The following is a 23,205-nucleotide window of genomic DNA, read 5'->3' as shown; positions in this document are numbered from 1 at the left end:
GGTAGCGCGGAAATGATGTAATTCAAGGTGATATGTTGCAGGTCTTTGGTCGTGTTACCAAACCTCTCTGTGGTTCATCCTTGTTTAGGATCGCAAAGACGGGATGGTGGATAGAACGGTTTTCATCAATTGTGGTTGCCGGTTGACCCCGATCTTCGAAAAGATGGTTTTAAGATAGGTGCGCGCCGAACTGCTTGAAATACCAACCGTTTCGGCGGCCTGATCAAGCGAAAGCCCCTCGGTCAGTTTTTGGGTGAGTTTTGCCTCGGACCGGGTCAGGCCAAACAGATCCATCAGATCATCAATGGCTGGTGGGCATTGCTGCAACGGGTTGACCAGAATGACCATAAAGGTTGTGGTTCCATCGGATGTTTTGGGCATCCGGCGCACAAACAATGATAGTTTTTCAGCATCATGTTCCAGCGAGAAACTTTGTTGACGGCGCGGCGCAAGATTGGCGGTGGGATGTAAAAAACTTTCGAGCCCGTCGGGCATCGGGGTGAAAACCAGATTGTTTTGCGTGCCGATCCGCACCAGCGATGATGTGCGTACCACCTCGGCGGCCTGCGCATTCATGTGCGATATCGACCGTGTTTCATCAATGGCCACCACGCCAAGTTGAAACAGGTCAAGAAATGCGGTGGGCAGTGAGTCTTCATGTTGTTCGTAACGGCGGTTAAGTTCGTTTTCGATCCCGTCGATGATGGTTTGAAGATTGGTTGGTTTTGGATAAAACCGGTATACGCCAATCTCGTTAACCGCCGTTAATGCAGATTGCAGATCGGCATAGCCGGTCAACATGATCAGGATCAGATCAGGCCGGACACCGCGAAGTGCGCTCGCCAGCTCCAACCCCGACATTCCGGGCATATGGATATCAAGCACAGCTGCCGTAATGTCCGATTGGGCAGTGATGGCCTCAAGCGCCACGTGTGGATCGGTAAAATAGGCGGCGTCCCAATCGGGTTTCAGGCGCCCGAAATTGCGTCGATGCGATGATAAAAGGTTCGCATCATCGTCAACAAATGCGATCCGGGTCGGTAAATTGACCGGCACTTGGTCATGCCCTCCTCAAATGGGGATATCGAACAGGGGTAGTCTGACACTATTCTGTACGACTTCAAAGTCCGCGCATGATTTCACCCTTGGTTGATCCAGCCTGTTGATATGTGCCGGGCAGTAAACGCAGGCAATCTGGAGACGTCCCCCGTGGACATGGTTGGCAACACATCCCCCGTCGTTTTGATGGTTGATAATGACGAACACCTGCTGGCTGCGGTACGTCGCGCGCTGTCGGGATGCTTCGATTTTGTCACCTTCACCAACGCTGAACAGGCCCTTGAGTGGCTTGGTGAAAACGCTGGGCGGGTTGATCTGATTATTGCTGATATGGTTGCGACCCGGCGGGGTGACTGTTTTTTGCAACGTGCGGCGCGTAATGCGCCCAATGTCCCGCGTATCCTTCTGGCGGCAAACATGTCGGGCATGTCCCTGCGCGACGCCATCAGTCAGGCGATGGTAACGCGTGTTTTGGCAAAACCCGTATCGGTTTCCGTGCTAAAAGACGCCATTGACCGTGTGATGCGGTTGAAAAAACCGGTGCGAAAAGCCGATAGCAAACTTACCGCGTTGGCCGTAAACGCCGCACTTGACCGCGGTGACTTTCGCCCGGTGCTGCAACCGCGTTTCCGCGCAAATGACCTTCGCCTGTCGGGCAGTGAAATTCTGTGCCGGATGCCGATGCTGGAAAAAGACTACAGCATCGAGGAAATTTTTGCGTCGTGCCACAACCATCCGGTCATCAATCGTCTGACAAGTCAGATGATGACCGTCATGATTAACATGGCGCCAAGGTATCATGACCTGATGGGGGATGCGGCATACATCGGGCTTAATCTGTCGGTCTATTCGCTGAAACACCCGGAGTTCCTTGAACAGATCATCCGCTTTTACGAAAGAATGCGGATGCGCGGCGTTGTTGTTTCCTTTGAGATTCCTGAACGTCAGATTTCGGTGAATGATCACGACCTGATTGCCAATGCCCGTCGTCTGCGTGAACGCGGGATCGCACTTTTCATTGATGATTTTGGTTCGGGTAATAATTCACTGGACTTGCTGCGTGATGAGGCCTTTGCCGGGGTCAAACTTGACCGTGATTTGGTCGCGGGTGTGACGACCGACTTGCTTGATGATGCCTTTGTTGAATGGATTGCACGTGTTTGCAGTAAGCTTGGCCTGTCGCTTTCAGCCAAGGGTATTAAAAACCGCGATCTTGCCGACCGTCTGCAAATTCACGGCGTCACCGAGATGCAGGGCTTCTACTTGGGGGCTCCTGTGCCGCTCGAAGAATGGGAAGCTGCTGCACAGATCGCATTAAGTGACTGCGGTTGATTGAAAAATACGGGAACTTTTCGGTAATACCATTGTGAAACAATGTCAGCATGACCACTGTTTAATCATGCGTAAGGGGATGACGATGAGGATCAAAATCTGCGTTAAACTGCTTGTGATGTTTGTTGGCGCACTTGGCCTGTTTGGTGCTCCTGCCTTTGCGGGTGAAAGTGTAACGTTCGCAAAGACAGATGGTGCGCGGGTAGAAGTACCCATGGAAACGCTCATGGAGATGCCCGCGACCGAGTTTTATACCTCGACCCCATGGACTACGGGTGTTCAGAAATTCAAGGGTGTGGAATTCAAGCTGTTGCTTGATACCTATGGCATTGATGCCGATACGGTGCGGGTTTCGGCCCTAAATGATTATAGTGTCATGGTGCCAGCCAATGTTTTGCGGTCCGATGGTGCGATCCTGGCCTATCACCTTAATGACGCGGAAATGTCGGTGCGTGAAAAAGGTCCTTTTTGGGTGGTTTTTCCCTATGACAAGGACGTCCGTTTTCAGACCGACGCATATTGGGCCTATTCGGTCTGGCAGGTGAAGGCGATTGATGGCCAAAACTAAATCATTCTTTGCAAACATACCGGGACGGGCTGTTTTTGTCGTTTTGGTCTTGTTCCTGATCCTTTACGCGGCTCTTTCCACGTCGATCACCCATAAACTCGAAGATGAACGATTTACCTATCGTGAAAACTTCGTTTGGGCAGTGTTTCAGGTCCAGCGGCAGTATCTCGTTTTGCAGCGTGATATTCAGGCGGCATTGGCGACACGCGACGTAACCAAAGAATCGGTTGAAAAGATTATTCTCGGATATGAGCTTCTGGTCAGTCGCGTGTTTTTGCTGCGCGATGGCGAAGGGTTCACCGTGTTGCATTCTGTGCCGGAAGTTGCAGACCTGATTGCGACGCTGGAAAAGCAGATTACGGTGATTGATGATCAGATCGTCGTCATGAGCGAACCTGTCGAGCTGATACGCGAACTCGGCCGATTGCTTGAGCCTTTGGGCGATCCGCTACAGGAGGCCGTGGTGCGCACCACGAATTTCGTATCGGTCTATAACACCAACAATATTTCGGCCGTGAAGAACGATATCGCGTTGCTGACCTATCTGTTCTTTTTTGGCATCTTTGCCATGGGTTTTTTGGGTTTGATTATGATCCGGCAGCGTCAGCGCGCTTTTGCGGCTGATATTGCTGCACAGAAAGCCCGTCAGGAACAGGCCATCATCGAAGAGGCCGCTGATTACGCCAAGATGCATGCGCTTGGGACGCTGGCAGGCGGTGTTGCCCATGAAATCAATACCCCGGCACAGTACATCCAGAACAATCTGGAGTTTCTGGCAGACAGCTTTGCCGATCTGGTGGGCGCGATCGAGCACGATCACCCCGAAAAGGCCGCCCGGCTTAATCTTAAGGCTGAAAAGATCGATTTTCTGTCCGCAGAAATTCCGATGGCGATTGATGAAAGCATTCAGGGACTGAACCGGATTGCTGAAATTGTGCGGGGCATTCGAAAATTTGCCCATCCGGCAACCGATGTTGTTGAACGAATTTCAATCAGCGAAGAAATTGATACGGCCATCACCCTGACGCGCAACGAGATCAAACATGTCGCGGAACTCGATGTGAGCATGCAAACCGATGTCACCGATATAAGGGGGCGTCGCAACCATCTGTCTCAGGCGTTAATCAATCTAATCGTTAATGCGTCACAGGCGATCAAGGAAACCAGTCAGCGACGTGGCCGGATTGATATTCTGGTCAAGTCTGATGACAAAAATGTCTATATCCATGTGCGTGATAACGGGGGCGGTATCCCCGATGACGTACGTGATCGGATCTTTGATTACTTCTTTACGACCAAGGAACGCGGTGTTGGTACCGGGCAGGGGCTTCCGATTTGTCGCAAGCTTATTCAGGATGATTTTAACGGTGATTTGACGTTGTCCGGTCGTGATGTTGGCGGGGCTGAATTCGTGATCCGGTTGCCCAAACCAGATCAGAATGCCGCTATTAGCGCCCAGTCTGTTCACGAAGGGCCAAGTGATTTGAATGCCCTGTTGCGTTAAGTCGTGACACCAGCCACCTGCTTTGGTCTTTGCAACGTCGGGATTTAACGGCGCAAAAGAAAAACGGGCGCCTGAAAAGGTCGCCCGTTTTGTAAGATATGCCGATCGGAGACGATCAGAAGGCATAGCCAATTTTCTGATCGACCGAGAATTTGCCGCCGCCCCGGATCAGAACCGACAGGGCCAGCAAACCCCACATCAGCGGCATTTCAAAACCACCCTCGTTCCAGAAATAGCCAGCTGGCAAATGGGTGCTGACGGCAATCGCCATAAAGACCAGAACGGCTGCGGCAACCGGGCGGGTCAACAGCCCCACTGTCAGCATCAAGCCACCGACAAATTCCAGAAGTCCGATCATCAGCGCAAAGGCAAAGCCCGGCACAAACCCGATGCTTTCAAGCCAACCGGCTGTTCCTTCAAGGCCATAGCCGCCAAAGGCACCAAACAGTTTCTGTGCGCCGTGCGGCACCATCAAAAGGCCGGTTGTCACACGAATGATGACAGGTGACAGGGGCTCAAGCACATTCCATAGCGGTTCAAGTGCCGGAATGATCGCACGCGGTTTGTTATGTGAAAACTCAGTCATAACGTTCTCCAATATATCGCCTGTCCGGTGTTGCGGATCAGGGGACCATGTCAAAAACAAGGGCTTCGGCGTTTGTGGCGTCGGTGAAGACAAGTTCGTCTTCATCCTTGATCGCCACACCGTCACCAGCGTTCAGGCTTTCACCATTTACGGTCAGACTGCCGCGTGCGACTTGCACCCAGGCAAGGCGTCCTTTTGCAATCTTGTGGTTGGCACTTTCTCCATCCGTAAGATGCGCGACATACAGATCGACATCCTGATGAATGGTGATTGAGCCATCCCGTCCCGTGCGGGACCCGATCAAAGATAAACCAGAACCGGTATCACCGCGTGCAATTTCCTTTTCCTCGTACCCTGGCTCAAGTCCGGCGGCTTCGGGAATGACCCAGATTTGCAGGAAATGCACCGGATCGGTTTTCGAGTGGTTATATTCCGAGTGACGAATGCCCGTTCCTGCGGTCATGCGTTGCAGACGCCCCGGACGGATTACAGAACCGGTGCCGATGCTGTCTTTATGTTCAAGCGCACCCTCGAGCACATAGGAAATGATTTCCATATCCTTGTGACCGTGGGTGTCAAAACCCGCCCCGGCAATGACGCGGTCTTCGTTGATCACCCGAAGCGGGCCCCATCCCATGCGGTTGGGATCATAATAATGGCCAAACGAAAAGCTGTGGTTGGAATCCAACCAGCCAAACTGTGCGCGGCCACGTGTTTTGGCGTCTATTTTGGTCAGCATGTCTGCCTCCATGGGTTGATCGTTGTGTTGGAAGCACAATACCCTTTTCACAAAATGAGACAATTCATGTAATAATGCCCACAGCGTTGCATAGTATGCGACAATAAGCAGAGTAATAGACGGGACAGGGTCAGGAAAAATGGACAAGCTGGTCAGCTTGCAAACATTCATTCGTGTGGTCGAAGACGGCAGTTTTGCCGCGGCCGCGCGCAAGATTGGTCAATCACGCTCACAGGTAAACCGGGCGGTGGCGGCCCTTGAAGATGATCTTGGCGTGCAGTTGTTAAACAGAACCACCCGTCAGGTTTCAGTCACCCCAAGTGGTCAGGCCTATTACCAGCGGGCCAAGGGGATCCTTGCCGATTTGGGGGAGGCTGAAGAATCCATTCGCGAAAGCCGTGAAACCCCGTCTGGTGACATTCGTATCAATGCGCCAATGTCGTTTGGCACTTTGCATCTTGGCCCGGCGTTGGTCGATTTTGCTGGTCTGTATCCAGATATTCGGGTCGAGCTGGCGCTAAATGATCACTTTATCGATCCGGTCTCCGATGGTTTTGACATGACGGTTCGCATCAGCCGGCCATCGGAAACACTGGCCCTGATTGATCACGAAATCATTCCGATCAAGCGGGTTCTATGTGCGTCGCCGGACTTTATTCACACCCATGGGGAGCCAGATGACATTCGGGCTCTGACCACATTGCCCTGCCTGCATTACGGCAATTTGCCATCCGGGGCGAGTTGGAAAATGACCGGGCCGGATGGGCCGGTTGCGGTTCAGGTCAATGGGGTGTTTTGTTGTAACAATGCCGAAGTCCTGCGTGATGCCGCATTGGCCGGGTTGGGGATTGCCAAGATTCCAACCTTTATTGCCGGGCCGGAATTGCAAACCGGGCGGCTGGTGACGGTCCTGTGTGATTACACGCCGCCGGAACTGTTTTTATATTTGCTTTATCCGCCCAGTCGGCAACTGTCATCGCGTATCCGGTTGCTGGTTGATTTCATGCATGAGCGGTTCGGCGGTCAGCCACGATGGGATTTGGTGCAATAATCAAATTGATCAAAAATGCGCTCGGGGCAATCCAACCGGTTGCACCCTGCGTATTGACTATTAGGTTATCATTGAAACACTAGGATCTGAACCCAATTGAATGTTTAAAATGGCATCAGAGCAAGCAAGACATGCAAGGAAATTTCCGCCGCGCGGGGTGGTGCCCCGGGCAAGGGGATTGACGCAGCAGGTCGCAGAGTGTCCTGATGTCCTTCGGATCGGAGGAATTTGCACGGGCTATTACGTCGCATCACCTTGCAAGGCAGCGAGCCTTGCTGCGGTAATGCTCCTGATATCCGCACAAATTCCTCGCGACCATTTCAAGCATTCAATTGGGTTCAGATCCAAATCACGGTTGGGTCAGCATGACACAATTTGAAATGCCAACATTGATGATGGTTGCACATGGCAACAGTGGCAATGGCGGTGATCCCGCCGGGCAACTGGCGGCAAAGGTGCGCGATCGTTGGGATGGGCGTGTGAGTTTCGGCTATATGCGCAGTCAACCGTCTGTTTCAGATCAGCTTGACCACTTAAAACAGTTTGGTGATGCCGACAGATTGATCCTTTTCCCGCTGTTTTTCAGCGAAGGCTATCTGGTGTTTGAAGAACTGCCCAAGAACCTTAAGGATGCCGGTCTGGATGATGCGGTGATCCTGCCACCGGCGATCAATTTGCCGGGCTTTACCCAAATGGTTGCCGATCATGTGCAGGATGGCATCGCGCGGCGCGGTTGGCAGGCGTCGGAAACATCTGTGTTTCTTGTCCCGCATGGTTTGAAAACCCTGACCGAAGCCTTACCGGAAACCTTGCGATTTGCCGATGACCTGTCGCGGTTCTGCCCGTCGGCGGAAATTACGGTGGGCAATATCGAAGGTCACCCATCGCTGGCTGACTGGCGCGATTTGGGATCGCGCAAAAATGCGTTGATTGTCCCGATGCTTGCGGGCGGGGGCATGCATGCGCGCGATGATTTACCACAGTTGATATCTGCACGTCCGGGTGAGGAAATTGAAATTCTTGCGCCAATCGGACAGTGGGACGAACTGCCAACCCTCGTCATTGCGGAAGCCAACCGTCATGTTGCCCGGTTTGGCAAATATGCTGTGCCACTTGGCCCGACCGGTCATGATTTGTGGTCAGAAAGAATGGCGCGTTCGGCCTGACGGCTGTTGTTGGTGATGGGTTGGGGGATTTTATCCCAGAACGGGTTTGAATTTGGTTTCTGCCGACTTTTTCAACAGATAATCGCGGAACGTCCGGGCTGAACTTGTCAGGTTTTCATCGCCTTCATGGGCGATCAACAATTGACGTTTGGCCCAGTCATCAGCAATTGGCGCACCAGAAATGTTCATATGCCCGACATATCCGGCAACAGAACTTTTGCGTAAGAACCCGATGCCCAGTCCAGCGGCAATCATCTGACGCAGGGATCCAAACCGCACGACCTTGATGTGCGGGTGCATGTCGAGTTTCAATTTCGATGCTGCTTCGCTGATCAGATCATCAATCACCCCGCCTTCGTGTAACGAGATGATGTCGTATTTGGCGGCGTCGGAAAATTTGACCGGTTTTGGATTGGTACCGTCGCTGATCAGGGGGTGCCCTTTGGGGGTGACGACCCAGATCGGATCATCACAAAACACATCATGCTTTAAATCCCCACGCGGGCTGTTATCGGCCAGAATGGCCAGATCAGCCCGTCCTTCGCGGACGGCCTCGGCACTTTCGCGCGATGTCAGTTCGCGAACATCAACGGTGATATCGGGAAAGTCGCGTTCGAAATCAGCCAGAAAATTTGGCAGGCCGGTTAAAATGGCCGACGTGACAGCGGCAAGATAGATTTTGCCTTTTTCGCCAACATTGAAATCGCGCAATTCATTGGAAAGATGGTTCAGATCACCCAGAAGCTTTTCGCCGTAGCGGGCAAAAATCTCGCCTTCTTCGGTCGGTTCGACCCCGCGCGGCAGGCGGCGCAACAGTTTGACACCCAGCATGGCCTCAAGCTCGCCGATGCGGCGCGAGACTGCCGACGTCGCGATATGTTCGCGCCGTGCTGCTTCATTAATGCTTCCGGCGCGCACAATGGCGACAAACAACCGGATGGTAACAATATCAAACTTTTGCATAGAACCGTTTTCGGTGGTTCAACCAAAAGCGTCAAGCGCTTTGAACGTGCGGTGATTTGCAGATCGATGCACGGGGCGCTCGCGAGGGTGAATTAACCCTCGACCTTGCGCCACGCATTGTTCCAATCCGCCGTCAGTTCGGCGTGATTTTTGGCCTGCGATGCCTTCATGATTACGGCAACCTGAAGTGCGCGGACAAAGCTGGTGAACCAGCCGGTACGGACTTCACGTTCGATGGTGGTGCTGTCTTTAAAAGCAATCGTCGTCATGATGTTTTCCTTTACGGCATACTGTTCGTCTGCGGTGATTTCAGAAATATCAAACACCGGGTCTGACGACTATTCTCCTTTCACCGCTATCCCGTTCTTGTTTGGAGAACGATAGGATTAAGGTATTGAAATAAAGACGTTAAATAGATACTGCTGTGCAGCATGATTTAAGCTTCCAGCCATCTATATGGTATTTTGGGGGTGGGATCGGTGGGGATGGTTGACGATCCTTGGTATGCTTCACCTGCCGGGTGAACATCTGCTATAGCTGGATAAAGTTTTCACCACAAAGGTCGCAACCATGACTGCAATTGACGATAATCTTGCCTATGAACAGTCCAGTGGCAGTGGCCTGCAAAACCATCTGGGATACAGGCTGGTGGAATGGTCGGAAAACCATGCTGTGATTGAGCTCGATATTCAGGACCGCCATCGCAACCGTGTGGGAATCCTGCATGGTGGGGTGTTGACGACATTGATGGATACCGCATCGGGCTATGCTGTTTGTTACTGTCCGGTACCGGGAAACCTGCGCAAAACGGTGACTTTGACCCTGACCACCAATTTTGTCGGGATGGGGAAGGCGGGGACTGTCCGTGTGGTCGGCAAGAAGCAGGGCGGCGGGCGCAAGATCGTCTTTACCGAAGCAACGGCCTATAACGCCGACGGTGATGTGATCGGAACTGCCACGGGGACGTTTAAATATCAACGCGGCAGCGATGATCCCAACGGTATCCCGCGCGACGCCTGACAAAGGTATTTGCATTCCTCATACAAAAAGGCGCGACCCTATGGCCGCGCCTTTCATTTGTGTGACCCTTGGTGGTCTTATTTCGGCATCTGCCACTTGCCATTGACCAGACGCGGAATGTTCAGCGGGTTGGCATCCTGAATGGCGGCTGGCAGCAGCGCATCCGGGAAGGCCTGATAGGAAACCGGACGGATAAACCGTTTGATCGCCAGCGACCCGACAGAGGTTGAACGCGAGTCCGTACTTGCCGGATACGGACCGCCATGGACCATGGAATGGCAAACCTCGACACCGGTTGGCCAGCCGTTGATCAGGATACGGCCTGCACATTTTTCCAATGCCGGGCGCAGTTTGCCTGCAACGTCTGAATCGCCATCAACCATATGAACAGTTGCGGTCAACTGACCAATCAGAGTTGCCGACAGGGCGACCATTTCATCAACACTGTCACATTCAACAATGATGCCGGCCGGACCGAACATTTCCTCGGCCAGTTCCGGGTTGGCTTTCCAATCGGCCGCCGTGGTGCGGAAGATCGCCGGGCTGCCTTCGAATTTGCCATCGGAATCGCGGCGTTTCAGCGCACAGGTGACTTTGCCATGTTTGCTCATGGCGTCGGTAACATCGTGATAGGCACTTGAAACACGGTCGGTCAGCATGGCAGTGCCGCCAACCTGACCAAGCTCAGAGGCAGCTGTGTCAACAAAGGCATCAAGATCGGCACCCTTAACCGCGATCAGAAGACCCGGATTGGTACAGAACTGGCCAACACCCATGGTCAGTGACCCGACCCAGCCCTTGGCAATTTCGGTGGCCTTTTCGCCCATGGCTTTGGGCAGAAGGAAGACCGGGTTGTTTGAGCCAAGTTCGCCGTAGAACGGGATCGGTTCAGGGCGCGATACCGCGATATCAAACAGCGCACGACCACCACCGGTTGACCCGGTAAAGCCAACCGCCTTGATCAGCGGATGGGCAACCAGTGCCTGACCAACTTTGCGTGTGCCACCATGGATCAGGCTAAACACGCCTTTGGGCATGCCGGTTTTGGCAACGGCGGCTTCAATTGCCTTGGCAACGACTTCTGAGGTGCCGGGATGGGCAGCATGGCCCTTAAACACAACCGGGCAACCAGCCGCCAATGCCGATGCGGTATCCCCGCCGGCAGTCGAAAAGGCCAGCGGGAAGTTGGACGCGCCAAATACACCAATCGGACCCAGCGCCTTGTTCATCACACGCAGATCAGGTTTTGGCAGCGGTTGACGATCTGGCTGTGCGGTTTCGATCCGTGCTTCGAACCATGAGCCTTCTTCGATCCAGTCAGCAAAGAACCGCAACTGTCCAACCGTACGGCCGCGCTCGCCGGTCAGGCGTGCAGCAGGCAGAGCTGATTCAAGGGTGCCGATTTCGGTGATTTCGTCGCCGCGTGCATCAATCTCGTCGGCAATCGCGCGCAGGAATTCTGCGCGTTTGGCCGGCAGCATGGCGGCGAATTCTTCGGCACAGGCTTGTGCGGCGGTAACAGCCTGATCAACCAGTTCTTCGGTGCCGTGCTGAAATTTGGTTGGCAGTTTGTTGCCGGTTGCCGGGCTGTCGGCCTGAAATACGTCCGGCCCATTGAGCCATTCACCGGCGATATAATGCTGTCCACTAAGCATGTAGGTCTCCTATGAGATGTAAGTCCTGTGACTTTGTATGTACCGCGCAATCCAGTTCAGACCGCGGCAGATGCCAAGCATCGCGGCAGTCCAAAGGGCGCAGTCCTGATAAACTCGGCGCAGCTTAGGTTCTCGGCCCCCGGATGTAAACATCATACAATATGATAATATTGCGGCGGGGCCGTATTTGATGGTTTTCCGGACAGTAGCAAGCCAACTGGCAATGGTTGAATATTTTATACAATCATCGGCGGCTATCGGTTTTGGCTGGTCCTGAGGCTTCGACCGGGTCGGGTCAATTGTCAGATTTTCGATACCCGGCCTTTGCCCTGTGATGCACGCACCTTGTGGCGCGTGACTTGGTCAGGTTGTCGGCATGATGGATATGCTGTCTGCCGTGCAAAACTGTCTAACGTTAAAGCTGCTTCTTACATTTAACGGCAGGGGCATGATGTTGTTCCCTGCGATGACCGGAGATGACGGGGATCATCATTGCTTTGCCCATGTTGGCCGCGCCATCACAGTCACAGTTAAGGATGTTGGCCTAGGGAGTTGTCCGGTTTGGCTTGGCTTGATTGAGCTTAGCTGGCTTCGGATCTTGGTGTGCGGCCAAAAATGCTGGCAAAGTCGGTTTTTCCGGGTTTGGGGCGCTGAAGCTGCAACCGGTCGCGGATGGCATCAAGATGGCGGGACATTTCGGCGGCCGCCACATCGGGATCGCCACCGAGTAATGCATCCAGCAAGCGGTCATGTTCGCTGTGGGAGCAATCAACCGGCTGCGGGCTTTCATACATCGCAATGATCAGTGAGCTTCGCAAAATCAGCCGCTCCAAAAATTCCTCGATCACCAGATTGCCGGTCAGACGGGCCAGAAGAAGATGGAACTCACCCGACAGAATGATGGCGGCGCGGTGGTCGCCGTCATGGTGGGCCGCATGTTCGCGCGCCAGATGGCTTCTGATTTGATCGGCACGTTCCGGCGTCATGCTGGTGGCCACTTTGCGGGCAACACCGTCCTCAATCATGCGGCGCGCAGAAAACACCTCAATCGCTTCGTTGATGGTGGGTTCGGCAATAAAGGCGCCGCGATTGGGCACAAGATTGATCAGTTTGTCATGGGCAAGCTGCAGGAACGTCGCACGGATGCGCGCCCGACTGACGCCAAACGTCTTGGCCAGATCTTCCTCGACCAGTTTCATGCCCGGTTCGAGCCTGCGATCAAGAATCGCATCGAGCATTTCCTGATAGATCATTTCCTCCGGGCGGAGCTTCCCGCTGCCCTTGTAGGCGCCCGAATCTTCGGCCTTGGCCATCGTGACGATTCTTTCCGTTCGTTCATGTTTTTTAGGTGTGGGTTTATTTCTACAAAATTGTTGACGATTTTAACAATAAAAAATCCGAGAGGTCAGTTTCATCCTTTTCCATATGATTGCATTAATAATCACCAATCAAACCAGAATGCGTAAAAAACGCGCAAATGATGTGCAGAAAACAAGCAGGGCTTCTGCGGTTTGAATGAGTGTTTGAGCTGACTCCCGCACAAAACAGCCAATAAGAACAAGTGGCACGCATTTTGCCAGCAATCGACAATAATATTGTTAACAATTTTGCGTGCAGCGACGGGTGAGCGAATGAAGGGCGACGGAGCCATTGAATTGATTGCTGTCAGTAAGTTCTATGGCAGCACACAGGCGGTCAAATCCATTGATCTGCAAATTCCGGCGGGCGCATATTGCTGCTTGATTGGCCCATCGGGCTGCGGAAAATCGACGACTTTGCGTATGATCGCCGGTCATGAAGTGATTAGCGAAGGCGATCTTTTGATCGGTGATCGCAATGTCACAGAACTGCCGCCGGTCAAACGCGGCACGGCGATGATGTTCCAGAATTATGCACTGTTTCCGCATATGACCTGTGCGGAGAACGTTGCCTTTGGCCTGAAGATGCAGGGTGTTTCAGCACCGGATCGCAAAGAGCGCGCCAAGGAAATGTTGGCGCGCGTTCAGATGGAACAGTTTGCCGACCGCAAACCTGATCAGCTTTCGGGTGGGCAGCAACAGCGTATCGCACTTGCACGGTCCTTGATTACAGAACCCTCGGTTCTTTTGCTTGATGAGCCGCTTTCGGCGCTTGATCCGTTTTTGCGGGCCCGGATGCGTGATGAATTGCGCCGGTTGCAGCAGGAACTTGGCATTACGTTCGTTCATGTCACCCACGCCCAGGACGAGGCATTGGCCCTGTCGGACATGGTGGTGGTGATGGAAGACGGGATTATTCGCCAGAAAGGCAGCCCGCAGGAAATCTTCAATCAGCCCAAATCGCGGTTCATCGCCAATTTCATGGGCGGTCAAAACATTTTCAAAGGCACGGTTTCACAATCCAGCCCGGCGGGCACCTTGCTTGCGCGTGGACCTGACAGCTTTTTCCTGCCCGGTTTTGCAGACGGAAAGGCTGGTGAGGAACTTGAATTCACCATTCGCACAGACCTGATCGGTCTGGACGAAAACGCGCCGGAAGATACCGAAAACGGGCAAATCCCCGTCGAAATTACCACGGTCGAGTACCTCGGACTGTGGGTCAGGATCGTCGCGACGACAAGCGACGGCAAGGAGATAACTCTGATGAAGACCGAAAGTGAATTTCGGCAGGCGCCAGTAAGGCGCCAGGACAAGTTCATCGCCTATTGGAAGCCTGAACACGCACATGTTCTGGCGTAAACGAAAACAAACCAAACAAACTATCAGGAGTGCTTCACATGACGATCGACATCAAAAAATCAGCGAAGAATCTTCTTACCGATACCGGCGTTTCGCGTCGTAGCTTTGTTAAGGGTGCGGCAATTACCACCGGTGCGGCCATTGGTTCGGGCGCAATTACCGGCTTTCCAACCATCTGGGCGCAGAACATCAAAAATGTAACCCTGCGTCAGTTCGGCACGGGTGTTTCCAACATCAATGCGGTTGCCGATAAGGTGAAAGAAGACCTTGGCTTTACGCTTCAGATGACCGCCCTTGATTCGGACGCGGTAGCCCAGCGTGCAGTGACCCAGCCAAATTCATTTGATATCGCCGATATCGAATACTGGATTTGTAAAAAGGTTTTCCCGGCCGGCACCATGCAGCCGATGGACACCACCAAGCTTAAAAACTATGACGCGATTTCCAAGCTGTTCATTACCGGTAAACTGACCCCGGATTCCGAAATCGCCCAAGGTACCGCACCGCATAAGGTGGGTTTTGTCGAAGGTCCCGACAGCGTTGATTTTGCATCCGCACCGACCCAGTGGATGACCCTGATCCCGACCATTTACAATGCTGATACCCTTGGCATTCGTCCGGACCTGATCGACCGTCCGATTGACAGCTGGGCTGATCTGCTCGATCCGGCGTTCAAAGGCAAAGCATCGATCCTGAACATCCCGTCGATTGGCATTATGGATGCGGCAATGGTGTGCGAAGCCATGGGTGAAATGACCTATGGCGATAAAGGCAACATGACGCAGGAGGAAATCGACAAGACCATCGCGATCATGATCGAAGCCAAAAATGCCGGTCAGTTCCGTGCGTTCTGGAAAAGCTTCGATGAGTCGGTCAATCTGATGGCGTCGGGCGAAGTTGTTATTCAGTCGATGTGGTCACCCGCAGTTGCGGCCGTGCGTTCCAAAGGCATCGCCTGTAAGTACCAGCCGCTTAAAGAAGGTTACCGCGCATGGGGTGGCGGTATTGGTCTTGCCAAGCACCTTTCGGGTCTCGAACTGGAAGCAGCCTATGAATATATCGACTGGTACCTTTCGGGCTGGGTCGGTGCGTATCTGAACCGTCAGGGCTATTACAGTGCTGCGCCTGAAACTGCGAAAAAGTTCATGTCCGAAGACGAATGGGGCTTCTGGATGGAAGGCAAAGCTGCCGAAGGCGATATCCTCAGCCCAGAAGGCAAGGTGATGGAAAAAGCCGGTGCCGTGCGCGATGGCGGTTCGTACGAAGAACGTATGGGCTCGGTCGCATGCTGGAACTCTGTCATGGACGAGAACAAGCACATGATCCGCAAGTGGAACGAATTCGTCGCCGCATAATTTGGCGACAGACATTGTCGGGCGCGGTTCATGCCGCGCCCGGCACCCAATTGGGTTCAGACACTAATTGATTTCAAATGCCAGACTTGATCATTCCTTATTTGACCATTTATTCCGGCAGGCATTCAGGGACAGACCATGGCTTCTGATAGGTCCAAACGATCGTCTTATTTTCTGATCACGCCAATGGCGGCGATCTTTGCGGTCTTTCTTGTCATTCCGTTGCTGACCATCGTGATTGTCAGTTTCTGGGATTATGACGAATACCGAATCCTGCCTGATTTTATTTTAGAAAATTATAGCTACTTGCTTGGGTCTTCGGTGACCTGGAGCATCTATCTCAATACCTTGAAATATGCCGCCTTAACGTGGGTGTTTACCCTTCTGATCGGCTTTACGGTGGCCTATTTCCTGGCCTTCCATGTCCGCAGCCTGACGTGGCAGATCGTGCTGTTTATGCTGTGTACCATCCCGTTCTGGACCTCAAACATCATTCGCATGATTTCGTGGATACCGTTTTTGGGGCGCAACGGGCTTTTGAACTCCGCACTGATCAATATGGGTATTGTTGATCAACCACTTGAGTTCCTTCTGTTTTCCGATTTCGCAGTCGTGTTGGCAGATGTGCATCTCTATACCCTGTTCATGGTGGTGCCGATTTTCAATTCGATGATGCGGATTGACCGGTCCCTGATCGAGGCGGCCCGCGATGCCGGGGCCAGCGGGTTTGAAACCCTGAAATCAGTGATCGTACCGCTGTCCAAACCGGGCATTGCCATCGGATCGATTTTTGTCATCACGGTGGTGATGGGTGATTTCATCACGGTGCGTTTGATGAGTGGCGGGCAAAGTGCATCGGTTGGTTTGCAGATTTCCAATGAAATCGGGCTGTTGCAATATCCGGCCGCTGCGGCCAGTGCGGTGGTGCTGTTGATTACGGTTCTGTTGATCGTGACCGGATTGTTGCGGTTGGTCGATATCAGGAAGGAGCTGTAATCATGGCAATGTCGCGCAAGACCCGTGAACGGCGTCCGACGAGTTTTTACTTCCTTGCCGCGTTTTTCACCCTGTTTGTCCTGTTCCTCTATGGGCCGATGCTGACGATCTTTATCCTGTCGTTTCAGGGCGAGAATGGTGGTTTGACCTTCCCGATGAACGGATTTTCGTTCCACTGGTTTGGCAATCTGTTTGAACGTCAGGCGGTCGGTGATTTTGGCGGGTCGTTTTTGCGGTCGCTTAAGCTTGGCCTGATTGTCATGGTGGTCACCGTGGTGGTGTCCTTTATGGCCGGTCTGGCGTTCCGCCGCCGGTTTAAGGGCGACAGCGTGGTGTTCTATCTGGCGATTGCCAGTTTGATCGTGCCCTCCATCCTGATTTCGCTGGGGATTGGCTTGCTGTTCAACATCATCGAATGGCAACCACAATGGTTCACATCCGCCCTTGGTGCGCATCTGACATGGACCTTCCCGTTCGGGCTTTTGATCATGTTTGCCGTGTTTAACCGGTTTGATCCGTCTTATGAGGAAGCTGCGCGTGATTTGGGGGCGAGCAATTGGCAAACCATTCAATATGTTGTCTTGCCGATGGTCGGGCCGAGTTTGATCGGGGTGGCGATGTTTTCCTTTACCCTGTCTTACGATGAATTTGCCCGCACTTTGATGACGGCAGGCGCACTTAATACCTTGCCGCTTGAGATTTATGGCATGACCACCAATGTCACGACGCCAGTTCTGTATGCGCTGGGCACGGTGACCACCGGGTTCTCGTTCCTGGTGATCGCACTTGCCCTTGGATCGGTGGCGATCCTAAGAATGCGCAAAGGGCAAAAAGCATGAGCAAGATCGCGGTTATCAATCCCAACCTTTCAGAGGGGTTCACCCGAAAGGTTGGCGATCAGGCACGCAGTATTGTTGGCGCGAATACTGATATCATCGCGCTTAATCCGCAATTTGGCCCGGCCAGCATCGAAGGATATTACGACGAGGCCTTTGCCAGTGTCGGGTTGTTGTCGGTGATCCGCGACCTTGAAGCCGCACCCGATCATGCGGCTAATCCGGTTGGCGGGTATGTGGTTGCCTGTTTTGACGATACCGGGGTTGATGCGGCACGCTGTTTGACCAGCGCACCAGTTTTGGGCCTGTGCGAAGGGGCGCTTCGCATGGCCGCCGCCGTGGCGTCGCGGTTTGCCATTGTCACCCCGATGCCGGTATCGGTCCGTCCGCTTGAACATCTGGTCGCGAAGTATGGCGCGGCCTCGCAATGTGTTGTCCGTGCGGCGGGTGTCCGAACGCTTGATTTCGAAGGCGATGGGGCAGACGCGGCCTATCAGGCGCTTAAGAAACAGGCAAAAGCCAGCCTGACAGAAGACCGGTCAGAAGCCATCGTTCTGGGGTGTGCGGGCATGACCGATATTGCCGACCGTCTAAAGGACGAGCTTGGCGTGCCGGTGATTGACGGGGTCAGTGCGGCAGTCAAGATGATTGAGGCCATGGCGATGCTGGGTCTTCACACCAGCAAGGTCGGGGCCTATGCCAGCCCGCCGCTTAAGACGTATCACGGGATGTTTGCCGGTTTCGCCCCGCAAGGTTGAGCAACAAGCGCTCAGCTTTGTTTTAGGGCCTGTTCGACCTGTGCCAGATGGCGGCGCATGGCGTCTTCAGCGCGTTTTGGATCGCGCTGTTCAATCGCATCGACAATTTCATGGTGTTGCCGACTTAGGTCGTTGATCAGGCTGCCGGAATGGCTGCTTTCGCGCATGCGGGCCCACGCGGCATCGCGGCGCACGGCATTGACCGCCTCAAACACCGCCAGAAACAGGGTGTTTTTAACCGATTCCGCCAGTTTCTGGTGAAAGGCCGCATCCCATTTTTCATATTCGCCCTGTGTGGTCGCGCGGGCGGCATTTTCGACCATGGTGCGCATGGCATCAATATCGCCCTGTGATGCACGAAGGGCGGCAAAGCGGGCCATGGACGGTTCGATTTCCTGACGGACTTCCATGATTTCGAACGGGCTGGTTTTGGTGGCGATGCCTTCAAGCTTGCGCAGGCGTGGGGTCGGCGGGGTGCCAACAAAGGTTCCTTGTCCCTGACGGCGCCAGATCAGGCCTTCGGCTTCAAGCAAATCAAATGCCTTGCGAAGGGCGCGGCGGCCAACATCAAGTTTTTCGGCAAGGTTGCGTTCGGCAATGACGCGCCCGTCTTTGACGAAGCTGCCGTCTGAAAATCCTGCTTTGAGTTTCTCGGCCAGTCCCTGTGTCGCGATATCATGCATGGTCGTTATTCTTTTTATGGCGATCCCTATTCCGAACCAATCCGCACCCATTTTTTGCGGTGTCATTTCCCAGAGGACTGGTTCGGCTTTGACGTTTGTCTGAACTGATATCAGTTAATCAGGTCATAGAACATCCGCAATGATGTCACAGCCAGAAACAGGCCAAAACACATGCGCAATGCCCGGCGTGGAATGGTGTGGGCAATGCGTGCACCAATTGGTGCGCACAGAACCGTCATCGGGATCAAAAGGGCGGCGGCCAGAACATTGACATAGCCGATTGAGAACGGCGGGCGCCCGTCAACGCCGATGCCCGACATGGCATAGCCAATCGTGCCGGGGATGGCGATGATCAAACCGATGGCCGCAGACGTGCCAACCGCACGGCGGATGTCATAGCCAAGGAAATTCAGCACTGGCACACAGATCGTGCCGCCGCCAATCCCCATCATGGCCGACAGGCTGCCGGCAATCACACCCAGTACGGCCCAGACTGACTTCGGTGGATTTTTGGCCTCATCCGTTTCGCGGTCCTTGACCAGGATCATGTTGGCGGCCACCAGAAGGGCAACAACGGCAAACACAATTGTCAGAACCCGACCATCGGCAAGGCCGCCAATGGCGGTCCCAATGATCACGCCGACGATAATGGCCGGTCCCCAATGTTTCAGAAGGGCCGTATCAACCGACCCTTTTTTATAATGGCTTCGGGTGGATGAGATGGCGGTGGCGATGATTGTGGTCAGCGAGGTGGCGACTGCGACCTGCATGCGCAACGACTCGTCGACCCCCATGGTGGTCAAAAAGTGATAGAGCACCGGCACAATAACAATGCCACCGCCCACACCAAGAAGCCCGGCCATGATCCCACCGACAACGCCGGCAAACAGCATGGCAGCGCCCCAAACCAGATAGAGGCTCATGGTGCCTTCAATTTCAATCATCTCAAACCAATCCAAACCAATTTTGCGATTACATCTGTATAGGTACTAACGCCAGTGATTGCAGATTGGCAATAAATTTGCGCAACAATACGTGAAATATCGCGAAAAATACGCATAAATGCGTTTTTAGGCTTGCGAATACAATATTCAGATGACAACAATATGCCGACAAAATGACGGAACCAAAATTTAATTGGTTTTGATTGATTCGAATAACTCATCAGGAGGCACTTACCATGTTCCGCAAGATTGCCGTTGCCGCCGGTTTGATGGCTGCTGCCATTGCCGGCCCGGCGCAGGCGCAAGACTATCCGACGAAACCAATTGAATTCATCGTCCCATGGGGCCCGGGTGGCGGCAGTGATACGCAGATGCGTCTTGTTGCACAGGGTCTTGCCGAAGAAACCGGTCAGGCTGTTCCTGTGATCAACATGCCCGGCGTTGGCGGCAATGTTGGTTTGGCAGAATTCGCCAAGCGTCCGGCAGATGGCTATACGATTTCGCAGATCCACGAAGGTCTTCTGATTTCAAACGGGACCGGCATTACGGACCTGAACTGGGACAGCTTCATGCCGATCGCGCTGGTGACTTCGTCACCGCAGTATCTCACGCTGTCAAAGAACGACAATTTCTCGACCTTTGAAGAAATGGTTGCCTATGCCAAGGATCATCCCGGTGCCGTTCGTGCCGGTGTGACCCTTGCCGGTGTGCCGCATTTGCACATGGCCATGATCGAAGATGCTTTTGACATTCAGTTTTCCTATGTCGGGTATGAAGGTACCGGTCAGCGCATCCGTGCACTGGTTGGTGGCAACATCGACGTTGCCATCGGTGACGTTTCATCGGCAGGCCAGTTTGTTGAAAATGGCGATTTGATCTTTGCCGCTGTTGGCATGCCAGAACGTACCGCCGAAGAGCCTGATGTTCGGACCTTCAAGGAACTTGGTCAGGATCTTGATCTTGCTGTGACCCGTGGTGTTGTTCTTCCGAAAGGCACGCCGCAGGACGTTGCAGATGCGCTTGAAGCACATCTGGAAAAAGTCATGCAGAACGAAGACGTCCGGACCAAAATCAAAAATGTTGGTTCCGAGCCGGTCTTCCTTGGTCAGGACGCATACAAAGCCTACCTCGGCAAACTGTCTGAAACTGTTAACCGTCTGGTTGGCAAGCTCGCAGGATGACGAACGGGGCTGAGAAATCAGCAGCAGCGGGTGCAGATGCATCCGCTGCTTCTCGTGCAAGGTCAGAATTCGCACGGCTGATTTCATACATCGTATTTGGTTTGGGGTCGGTTTACCTGTCCATCCGGGCGAGTGCGTTGCCGACATCACGCTGGGAACCTCTTGGCGCGGGGTCGTTCCCCAAGCTGGTTTTTGCCGTTCTGGCGGTGTTGTGCCTGATTTCGGCAGTTCGGACCGTCATTGATCTTCGCAAGACCGGTCACCTAAGTGGTCTTGGTGCGGCTTTGGCTGAATGGCTCAAGGTGCGCCGGTTTGCCTTTGCGCTGTTTGGCTTGCTGGTGATCTATCTTGGCGTTTTGCCCTATGCCGGATTTTCGCTGGCGACCTTTGCCTTTCTGCTGATCACGCAGCTTATGATCGCAGGTATTTCGAAAAAGACCGTCATTCAGTCCCTGATCGCCGCCCTGATTTTCTCGGTTGGCTTGAATCTGCTGTTTGCCGAAGTCTTTAACGTGTTTCTCCCGCGCGGCGTGCTGTTCGCGGGCTAACAGAAGTTTACGATCATGTTGGATGCATTTCTTGCCGGTGCCCATCAGGTTTTCGCATTCGATACCCTGATTTATATGCTGATTGGTTCCGTTGCCGGGATCGTTGCAGCGGCCATTCCGGGCTTTACGGTTACGATGGCAATCATTCTGACCTTGCCGCTGACCTTCGCCATGGATCCGTTGCAGGGCGTTTCGGTGATGCTGTCGGTCTATGTCGGTGGCTATACCGGCGGCCTGATCAGTGCGGCCCTTTTGGGGATCCCCGGAACACCAAGTTCGGTTGCCACCACCTTTGACGCCTATCCGATGGCGCGGGGCGGGGAACCGGGGCGTGCGCTTTCGCTGGGTGTCTGGTCATCGTTCTTTGGCACGATCATTTCGACCATCATTCTGATTGTTGCCGCACCGCCATTGGCCCTGATCGCGGTTAAACTTGGTCCTTGGGAATATTTCTCGTTGATCGTGTTTGCGCTGACGATTGTTGCATCGCTTGTCGGTAATTCACTGATGCGTGGCTTGATTGCCGGTGTGATTGGCCTTGGTCTGGCGACCGTTGGGCCCGATCCGATGATGGGACGTCCGCGTTTGACGTTTGACTCGGACATTCTGATGCCGGGCCTGCCGTTTCTGATTGTCTTGATCGGCATCTTTGCCATCAGCCAGTTGATGGGTGAAGTCGAAGATGATGGCAAATCAGAAACCAAGGGGGCGTTGATCCCCGATGTGATCGAATTCAAAACCTGGGCCGTGATGCGCGAAGTTCTGATGCATCCGGTGAACCTTATTCGGTCCTCCCTGATCGGTGTGTTTATTGGGGCACTTCCCGGTGCCGGTGGCTCGATTGCGAACCTTCTGGCCTATGATCAGGCCAAACGCAGCTCCAAAACCCCCGAAGAATTCGGTAAGGGCACACCAGATGGTGTGATCGCGTCGGAAGCCGGGAACTCTGCGACGGCCGGTGGCGGTTTGATCCCGATGATTGCATTGGGCATTCCCGGATCAGCGGTTGATGCGATCCTGATGGCGGCCCTGATGGTGCATGGCATTTCGGTTGGCCCGCGCCTGATCATGGATAATGCCGATCTGGCCTATGGTATGTTCATTGCCATGATTGTGGCGTCATTGATGATGCTGGTGGTCTGTGTGCTGTCGATGCGCCTGTTCCTGCGCGTGACCGACATTCCCAAGCAGTTCATCGTGCCGACCGTGATGATTTGCTGTGTGATCGGGGCGTTTGCGCTCAATAACCGTGTGACGGACCTGTATCTGCTTGGTGCGATCGGGTTGGTTGGCTATGGGCTTAAATCGCTTGATTACCCGCTGGCACCTTTGGTGCTGGGCGTGATTTTGGGACCGATTGCCGAAACCAACCTGCGCCGTGCCTTGATGAGTGACGGCGACTGGACGGTGTTCTTTACCCGCCCGATTTCGGCGGTGCTACTGGCCGCAGCCTTGCTGTCTGTCATTTTCAGCATCCGGTCTGTTTTGAAGATGCGTAAGAAAAACCGCGCTGTCACCGATGAACAAGACGGCGATTAGGAGAC

Annotated in this window: 23 protein-coding genes; 14 read left to right on the top strand and 9 right to left on the bottom strand. The window is 53.6% G+C overall.

What is annotated here, in order from left to right:
• Positions 1-84: 84 nt before the first annotated feature.
• Entirely contained in the window at positions 85-1,056 is a 972-nt protein-coding gene (locus tag AC0VXT_RS19615) for a DNA-binding response regulator (RefSeq protein WP_475546761.1), read from the bottom strand.
• Positions 1,057-1,215: 159 nt separating this feature from the next.
• On the opposite strand from AC0VXT_RS19615, the gene AC0VXT_RS19610 reads away from it, so the two are divergent.
• From AC0VXT_RS19610 to AC0VXT_RS19600, 3 genes are all read left to right on the top strand, one after another.
• Positions 1,216-2,391, top strand: a complete 1,176-nt coding sequence (locus AC0VXT_RS19610) for an EAL domain-containing response regulator (RefSeq protein WP_475548603.1) — start codon at positions 1,216-1,218, stop codon at positions 2,389-2,391.
• Positions 2,392-2,476: 85 nt separating this feature from the next.
• The gene (locus AC0VXT_RS19605) at positions 2,477-2,959 is read left to right on the top strand and encodes a putative pterin-binding protein (RefSeq protein ID WP_475546760.1); all 483 of its coding nucleotides are present in this window, start codon (positions 2,477-2,479) and stop codon (positions 2,957-2,959) included.
• On the top strand, positions 2,946-4,463 hold the full coding sequence (locus tag AC0VXT_RS19600; protein WP_475546759.1) for a sensor histidine kinase: 1,518 nt from the start codon (positions 2,946-2,948) through the stop codon (positions 4,461-4,463). Before AC0VXT_RS19605 ends, AC0VXT_RS19600 begins: the two co-directional genes overlap by 14 nt.
• Positions 4,464-4,578: 115 nt before the next feature.
• Here the strand turns inward: AC0VXT_RS19600 and AC0VXT_RS19595 are convergent, their stop codons facing one another.
• Both AC0VXT_RS19595 and AC0VXT_RS19590 read right to left on the bottom strand, forming a co-directional pair.
• On the bottom strand, positions 4,579-5,049 hold the full coding sequence (locus AC0VXT_RS19595; RefSeq protein WP_475546758.1) for a DoxX family protein: 471 nt from the start codon (positions 5,047-5,049) through the stop codon (positions 4,579-4,581).
• Positions 5,050-5,086: 37 nt separating this feature from the next.
• Positions 5,087-5,788, bottom strand: coding sequence for a pirin family protein (locus tag AC0VXT_RS19590; RefSeq protein WP_475546757.1), 702 nt, complete (start codon positions 5,786-5,788; stop codon positions 5,087-5,089).
• Positions 5,789-5,927: 139 nt separating this feature from the next.
• On the opposite strand from AC0VXT_RS19590, the gene AC0VXT_RS19585 reads away from it, so the two are divergent.
• Positions 5,928-6,839, top strand: a complete 912-nt coding sequence (locus AC0VXT_RS19585; RefSeq protein ID WP_475546756.1) for a LysR family transcriptional regulator — start codon at positions 5,928-5,930, stop codon at positions 6,837-6,839.
• Positions 6,840-7,204: 365 nt separating this feature from the next.
• Positions 7,205-8,005: a sirohydrochlorin chelatase gene (locus AC0VXT_RS19580; protein WP_475546755.1), complete on the top strand. Its 801-nt coding sequence runs from the start codon at positions 7,205-7,207 to the stop codon at positions 8,003-8,005.
• A gap of 30 nt (positions 8,006-8,035) precedes the next feature.
• Here AC0VXT_RS19580 and AC0VXT_RS19575 read toward each other — a convergent pair whose 3' ends face one another.
• The gene (locus tag AC0VXT_RS19575; RefSeq protein ID WP_475546754.1) at positions 8,036-8,968 is read right to left on the bottom strand and encodes a LysR family transcriptional regulator; all 933 of its coding nucleotides are present in this window, start codon (positions 8,966-8,968) and stop codon (positions 8,036-8,038) included.
• Between the two features lie 92 nt (positions 8,969-9,060).
• Positions 9,061-9,237, bottom strand: coding sequence for a hypothetical protein (locus tag AC0VXT_RS19570; RefSeq protein WP_165792310.1), 177 nt, complete (start codon positions 9,235-9,237; stop codon positions 9,061-9,063).
• 301 nt (positions 9,238-9,538) lie between these two features.
• Here AC0VXT_RS19570 and AC0VXT_RS19565 point away from each other — a divergent pair, with 301 nt between their 5' ends.
• Positions 9,539-9,988: a PaaI family thioesterase gene (locus AC0VXT_RS19565; RefSeq protein WP_475546753.1), complete on the top strand. Its 450-nt coding sequence runs from the start codon at positions 9,539-9,541 to the stop codon at positions 9,986-9,988.
• Between the two features lie 77 nt (positions 9,989-10,065).
• Here AC0VXT_RS19565 and AC0VXT_RS19560 read toward each other — a convergent pair whose 3' ends face one another.
• Positions 10,066-11,643, bottom strand: coding sequence for an aldehyde dehydrogenase (NADP(+)) (locus tag AC0VXT_RS19560; RefSeq protein ID WP_475546752.1), 1,578 nt, complete (start codon positions 11,641-11,643; stop codon positions 10,066-10,068).
• A 581-nt stretch (positions 11,644-12,224) separates the two neighbouring features.
• Positions 12,225-12,956, bottom strand: a complete 732-nt coding sequence (locus AC0VXT_RS19555; RefSeq protein WP_101301583.1) for a GntR family transcriptional regulator — start codon at positions 12,954-12,956, stop codon at positions 12,225-12,227.
• 318 nt (positions 12,957-13,274) lie between these two features.
• Here AC0VXT_RS19555 and AC0VXT_RS19550 point away from each other — a divergent pair, with 318 nt between their 5' ends.
• From AC0VXT_RS19550 to AC0VXT_RS19530, 5 genes are all read left to right on the top strand, one after another.
• Positions 13,275-14,360: an ABC transporter ATP-binding protein gene (locus tag AC0VXT_RS19550; protein ID WP_022732812.1), complete on the top strand. Its 1,086-nt coding sequence runs from the start codon at positions 13,275-13,277 to the stop codon at positions 14,358-14,360.
• A 38-nt stretch (positions 14,361-14,398) separates the two neighbouring features.
• Entirely contained in the window at positions 14,399-15,715 is a 1,317-nt protein-coding gene (locus AC0VXT_RS19545; protein ID WP_277279142.1) for an ABC transporter substrate-binding protein, read from the top strand.
• 138 nt (positions 15,716-15,853) lie between these two features.
• On the top strand, positions 15,854-16,711 hold the full coding sequence (locus tag AC0VXT_RS19540; protein ID WP_475546751.1) for an ABC transporter permease: 858 nt from the start codon (positions 15,854-15,856) through the stop codon (positions 16,709-16,711).
• 2 nt (positions 16,712-16,713) lie between these two features.
• A complete protein-coding gene (locus AC0VXT_RS19535; RefSeq protein WP_475546750.1) occupies positions 16,714-17,550 on the top strand; it encodes an ABC transporter permease in 837 nt (278 codons plus the stop codon).
• The gene (locus AC0VXT_RS19530) at positions 17,547-18,305 is read left to right on the top strand and encodes an aspartate/glutamate racemase family protein (RefSeq protein WP_475546749.1); all 759 of its coding nucleotides are present in this window, start codon (positions 17,547-17,549) and stop codon (positions 18,303-18,305) included. The genes AC0VXT_RS19535 and AC0VXT_RS19530 overlap by 4 nt, the downstream gene beginning before the upstream one ends.
• A gap of 11 nt (positions 18,306-18,316) precedes the next feature.
• Here the strand turns inward: AC0VXT_RS19530 and AC0VXT_RS19525 are convergent, their stop codons facing one another.
• On the bottom strand, positions 18,317-18,988 hold the full coding sequence (locus AC0VXT_RS19525; protein ID WP_475546748.1) for a FadR/GntR family transcriptional regulator: 672 nt from the start codon (positions 18,986-18,988) through the stop codon (positions 18,317-18,319).
• Between the two features lie 110 nt (positions 18,989-19,098).
• Positions 19,099-19,932: a sulfite exporter TauE/SafE family protein gene (locus AC0VXT_RS19520; protein WP_028791615.1), complete on the bottom strand. Its 834-nt coding sequence runs from the start codon at positions 19,930-19,932 to the stop codon at positions 19,099-19,101.
• 236 nt (positions 19,933-20,168) lie between these two features.
• Here AC0VXT_RS19520 and AC0VXT_RS19515 point away from each other — a divergent pair, with 236 nt between their 5' ends.
• Genes AC0VXT_RS19515 through AC0VXT_RS19505 form a run of 3 tightly spaced genes read left to right on the top strand, consistent with a single transcriptional unit; the run spans position 20,169 to position 23,200 of the window.
• Positions 20,169-21,113, top strand: coding sequence for a tripartite tricarboxylate transporter substrate binding protein (locus AC0VXT_RS19515; protein ID WP_102783693.1), 945 nt, complete (start codon positions 20,169-20,171; stop codon positions 21,111-21,113).
• On the top strand, positions 21,110-21,661 hold the full coding sequence (locus AC0VXT_RS19510) for a tripartite tricarboxylate transporter TctB family protein (RefSeq protein WP_475546747.1): 552 nt from the start codon (positions 21,110-21,112) through the stop codon (positions 21,659-21,661). The genes AC0VXT_RS19515 and AC0VXT_RS19510 overlap by 4 nt, the downstream gene beginning before the upstream one ends.
• Before the next feature lie 15 nt (positions 21,662-21,676).
• Entirely contained in the window at positions 21,677-23,200 is a 1,524-nt protein-coding gene (locus tag AC0VXT_RS19505; protein WP_022732803.1) for a tripartite tricarboxylate transporter permease, read from the top strand.
• Positions 23,201-23,205: the final 5 nt, after the last annotated feature.

It is taken from the genome of Thalassospira sp. Z349TD_5 (assembly GCF_056173045.1).
The sequence above is the reverse complement of the archived record's forward strand: the minus strand, read 5'-3'. Positions and strand labels throughout refer to the sequence as shown.

What these genes read in the sequence shown, in the direction of transcription:
- AC0VXT_RS19560 (WP_475546752.1), bottom strand. Translation starts at nt 11,643, where the DNA reads ATGCTTAGTGGACAGCATTATATCGCCGGTGAATGGCTCAATGGGCCG.
- AC0VXT_RS19510 (WP_475546747.1), top strand. Translation starts at nt 21,110, where the DNA reads ATGACGAACGGGGCTGAGAAATCAGCAGCAGCGGGTGCAGATGCATCC.
- AC0VXT_RS19525 (WP_475546748.1), bottom strand. Translation starts at nt 18,988, where the DNA reads ATGCATGATATCGCGACACAGGGACTGGCCGAGAAACTCAAAGCAGGA.
- AC0VXT_RS19555 (WP_101301583.1), bottom strand. Translation starts at nt 12,956, where the DNA reads ATGGCCAAGGCCGAAGATTCGGGCGCCTACAAGGGCAGCGGGAAGCTC.
- AC0VXT_RS19585 (WP_475546756.1), top strand. Translation starts at nt 5,928, where the DNA reads ATGGACAAGCTGGTCAGCTTGCAAACATTCATTCGTGTGGTCGAAGAC.
- AC0VXT_RS19595 (WP_475546758.1), bottom strand. Translation starts at nt 5,049, where the DNA reads ATGACTGAGTTTTCACATAACAAACCGCGTGCGATCATTCCGGCACTT.
- AC0VXT_RS19505 (WP_022732803.1), top strand. Translation starts at nt 21,677, where the DNA reads ATGTTGGATGCATTTCTTGCCGGTGCCCATCAGGTTTTCGCATTCGAT.
- AC0VXT_RS19565 (WP_475546753.1), top strand. Translation starts at nt 9,539, where the DNA reads ATGACTGCAATTGACGATAATCTTGCCTATGAACAGTCCAGTGGCAGT.
- AC0VXT_RS19530 (WP_475546749.1), top strand. Translation starts at nt 17,547, where the DNA reads ATGAGCAAGATCGCGGTTATCAATCCCAACCTTTCAGAGGGGTTCACC.
- AC0VXT_RS19610 (WP_475548603.1), top strand. Translation starts at nt 1,216, where the DNA reads ATGGTTGGCAACACATCCCCCGTCGTTTTGATGGTTGATAATGACGAA.
- AC0VXT_RS19580 (WP_475546755.1), top strand. Translation starts at nt 7,205, where the DNA reads ATGACACAATTTGAAATGCCAACATTGATGATGGTTGCACATGGCAAC.
- AC0VXT_RS19545 (WP_277279142.1), top strand. Translation starts at nt 14,399, where the DNA reads ATGACGATCGACATCAAAAAATCAGCGAAGAATCTTCTTACCGATACC.
- AC0VXT_RS19550 (WP_022732812.1), top strand. Translation starts at nt 13,275, where the DNA reads ATGAAGGGCGACGGAGCCATTGAATTGATTGCTGTCAGTAAGTTCTAT.
- AC0VXT_RS19600 (WP_475546759.1), top strand. Translation starts at nt 2,946, where the DNA reads ATGGCCAAAACTAAATCATTCTTTGCAAACATACCGGGACGGGCTGTT.
- AC0VXT_RS19535 (WP_475546750.1), top strand. Translation starts at nt 16,714, where the DNA reads ATGGCAATGTCGCGCAAGACCCGTGAACGGCGTCCGACGAGTTTTTAC.
- AC0VXT_RS19590 (WP_475546757.1), bottom strand. Translation starts at nt 5,788, where the DNA reads ATGCTGACCAAAATAGACGCCAAAACACGTGGCCGCGCACAGTTTGGC.
- AC0VXT_RS19605 (WP_475546760.1), top strand. Translation starts at nt 2,477, where the DNA reads ATGAGGATCAAAATCTGCGTTAAACTGCTTGTGATGTTTGTTGGCGCA.
- AC0VXT_RS19540 (WP_475546751.1), top strand. Translation starts at nt 15,854, where the DNA reads ATGGCTTCTGATAGGTCCAAACGATCGTCTTATTTTCTGATCACGCCA.
- AC0VXT_RS19515 (WP_102783693.1), top strand. Translation starts at nt 20,169, where the DNA reads ATGTTCCGCAAGATTGCCGTTGCCGCCGGTTTGATGGCTGCTGCCATT.
- AC0VXT_RS19520 (WP_028791615.1), bottom strand. Translation starts at nt 19,932, where the DNA reads ATGATTGAAATTGAAGGCACCATGAGCCTCTATCTGGTTTGGGGCGCT.
- AC0VXT_RS19570 (WP_165792310.1), bottom strand. Translation starts at nt 9,237, where the DNA reads ATGACGACGATTGCTTTTAAAGACAGCACCACCATCGAACGTGAAGTC.
- AC0VXT_RS19575 (WP_475546754.1), bottom strand. Translation starts at nt 8,968, where the DNA reads ATGCAAAAGTTTGATATTGTTACCATCCGGTTGTTTGTCGCCATTGTG.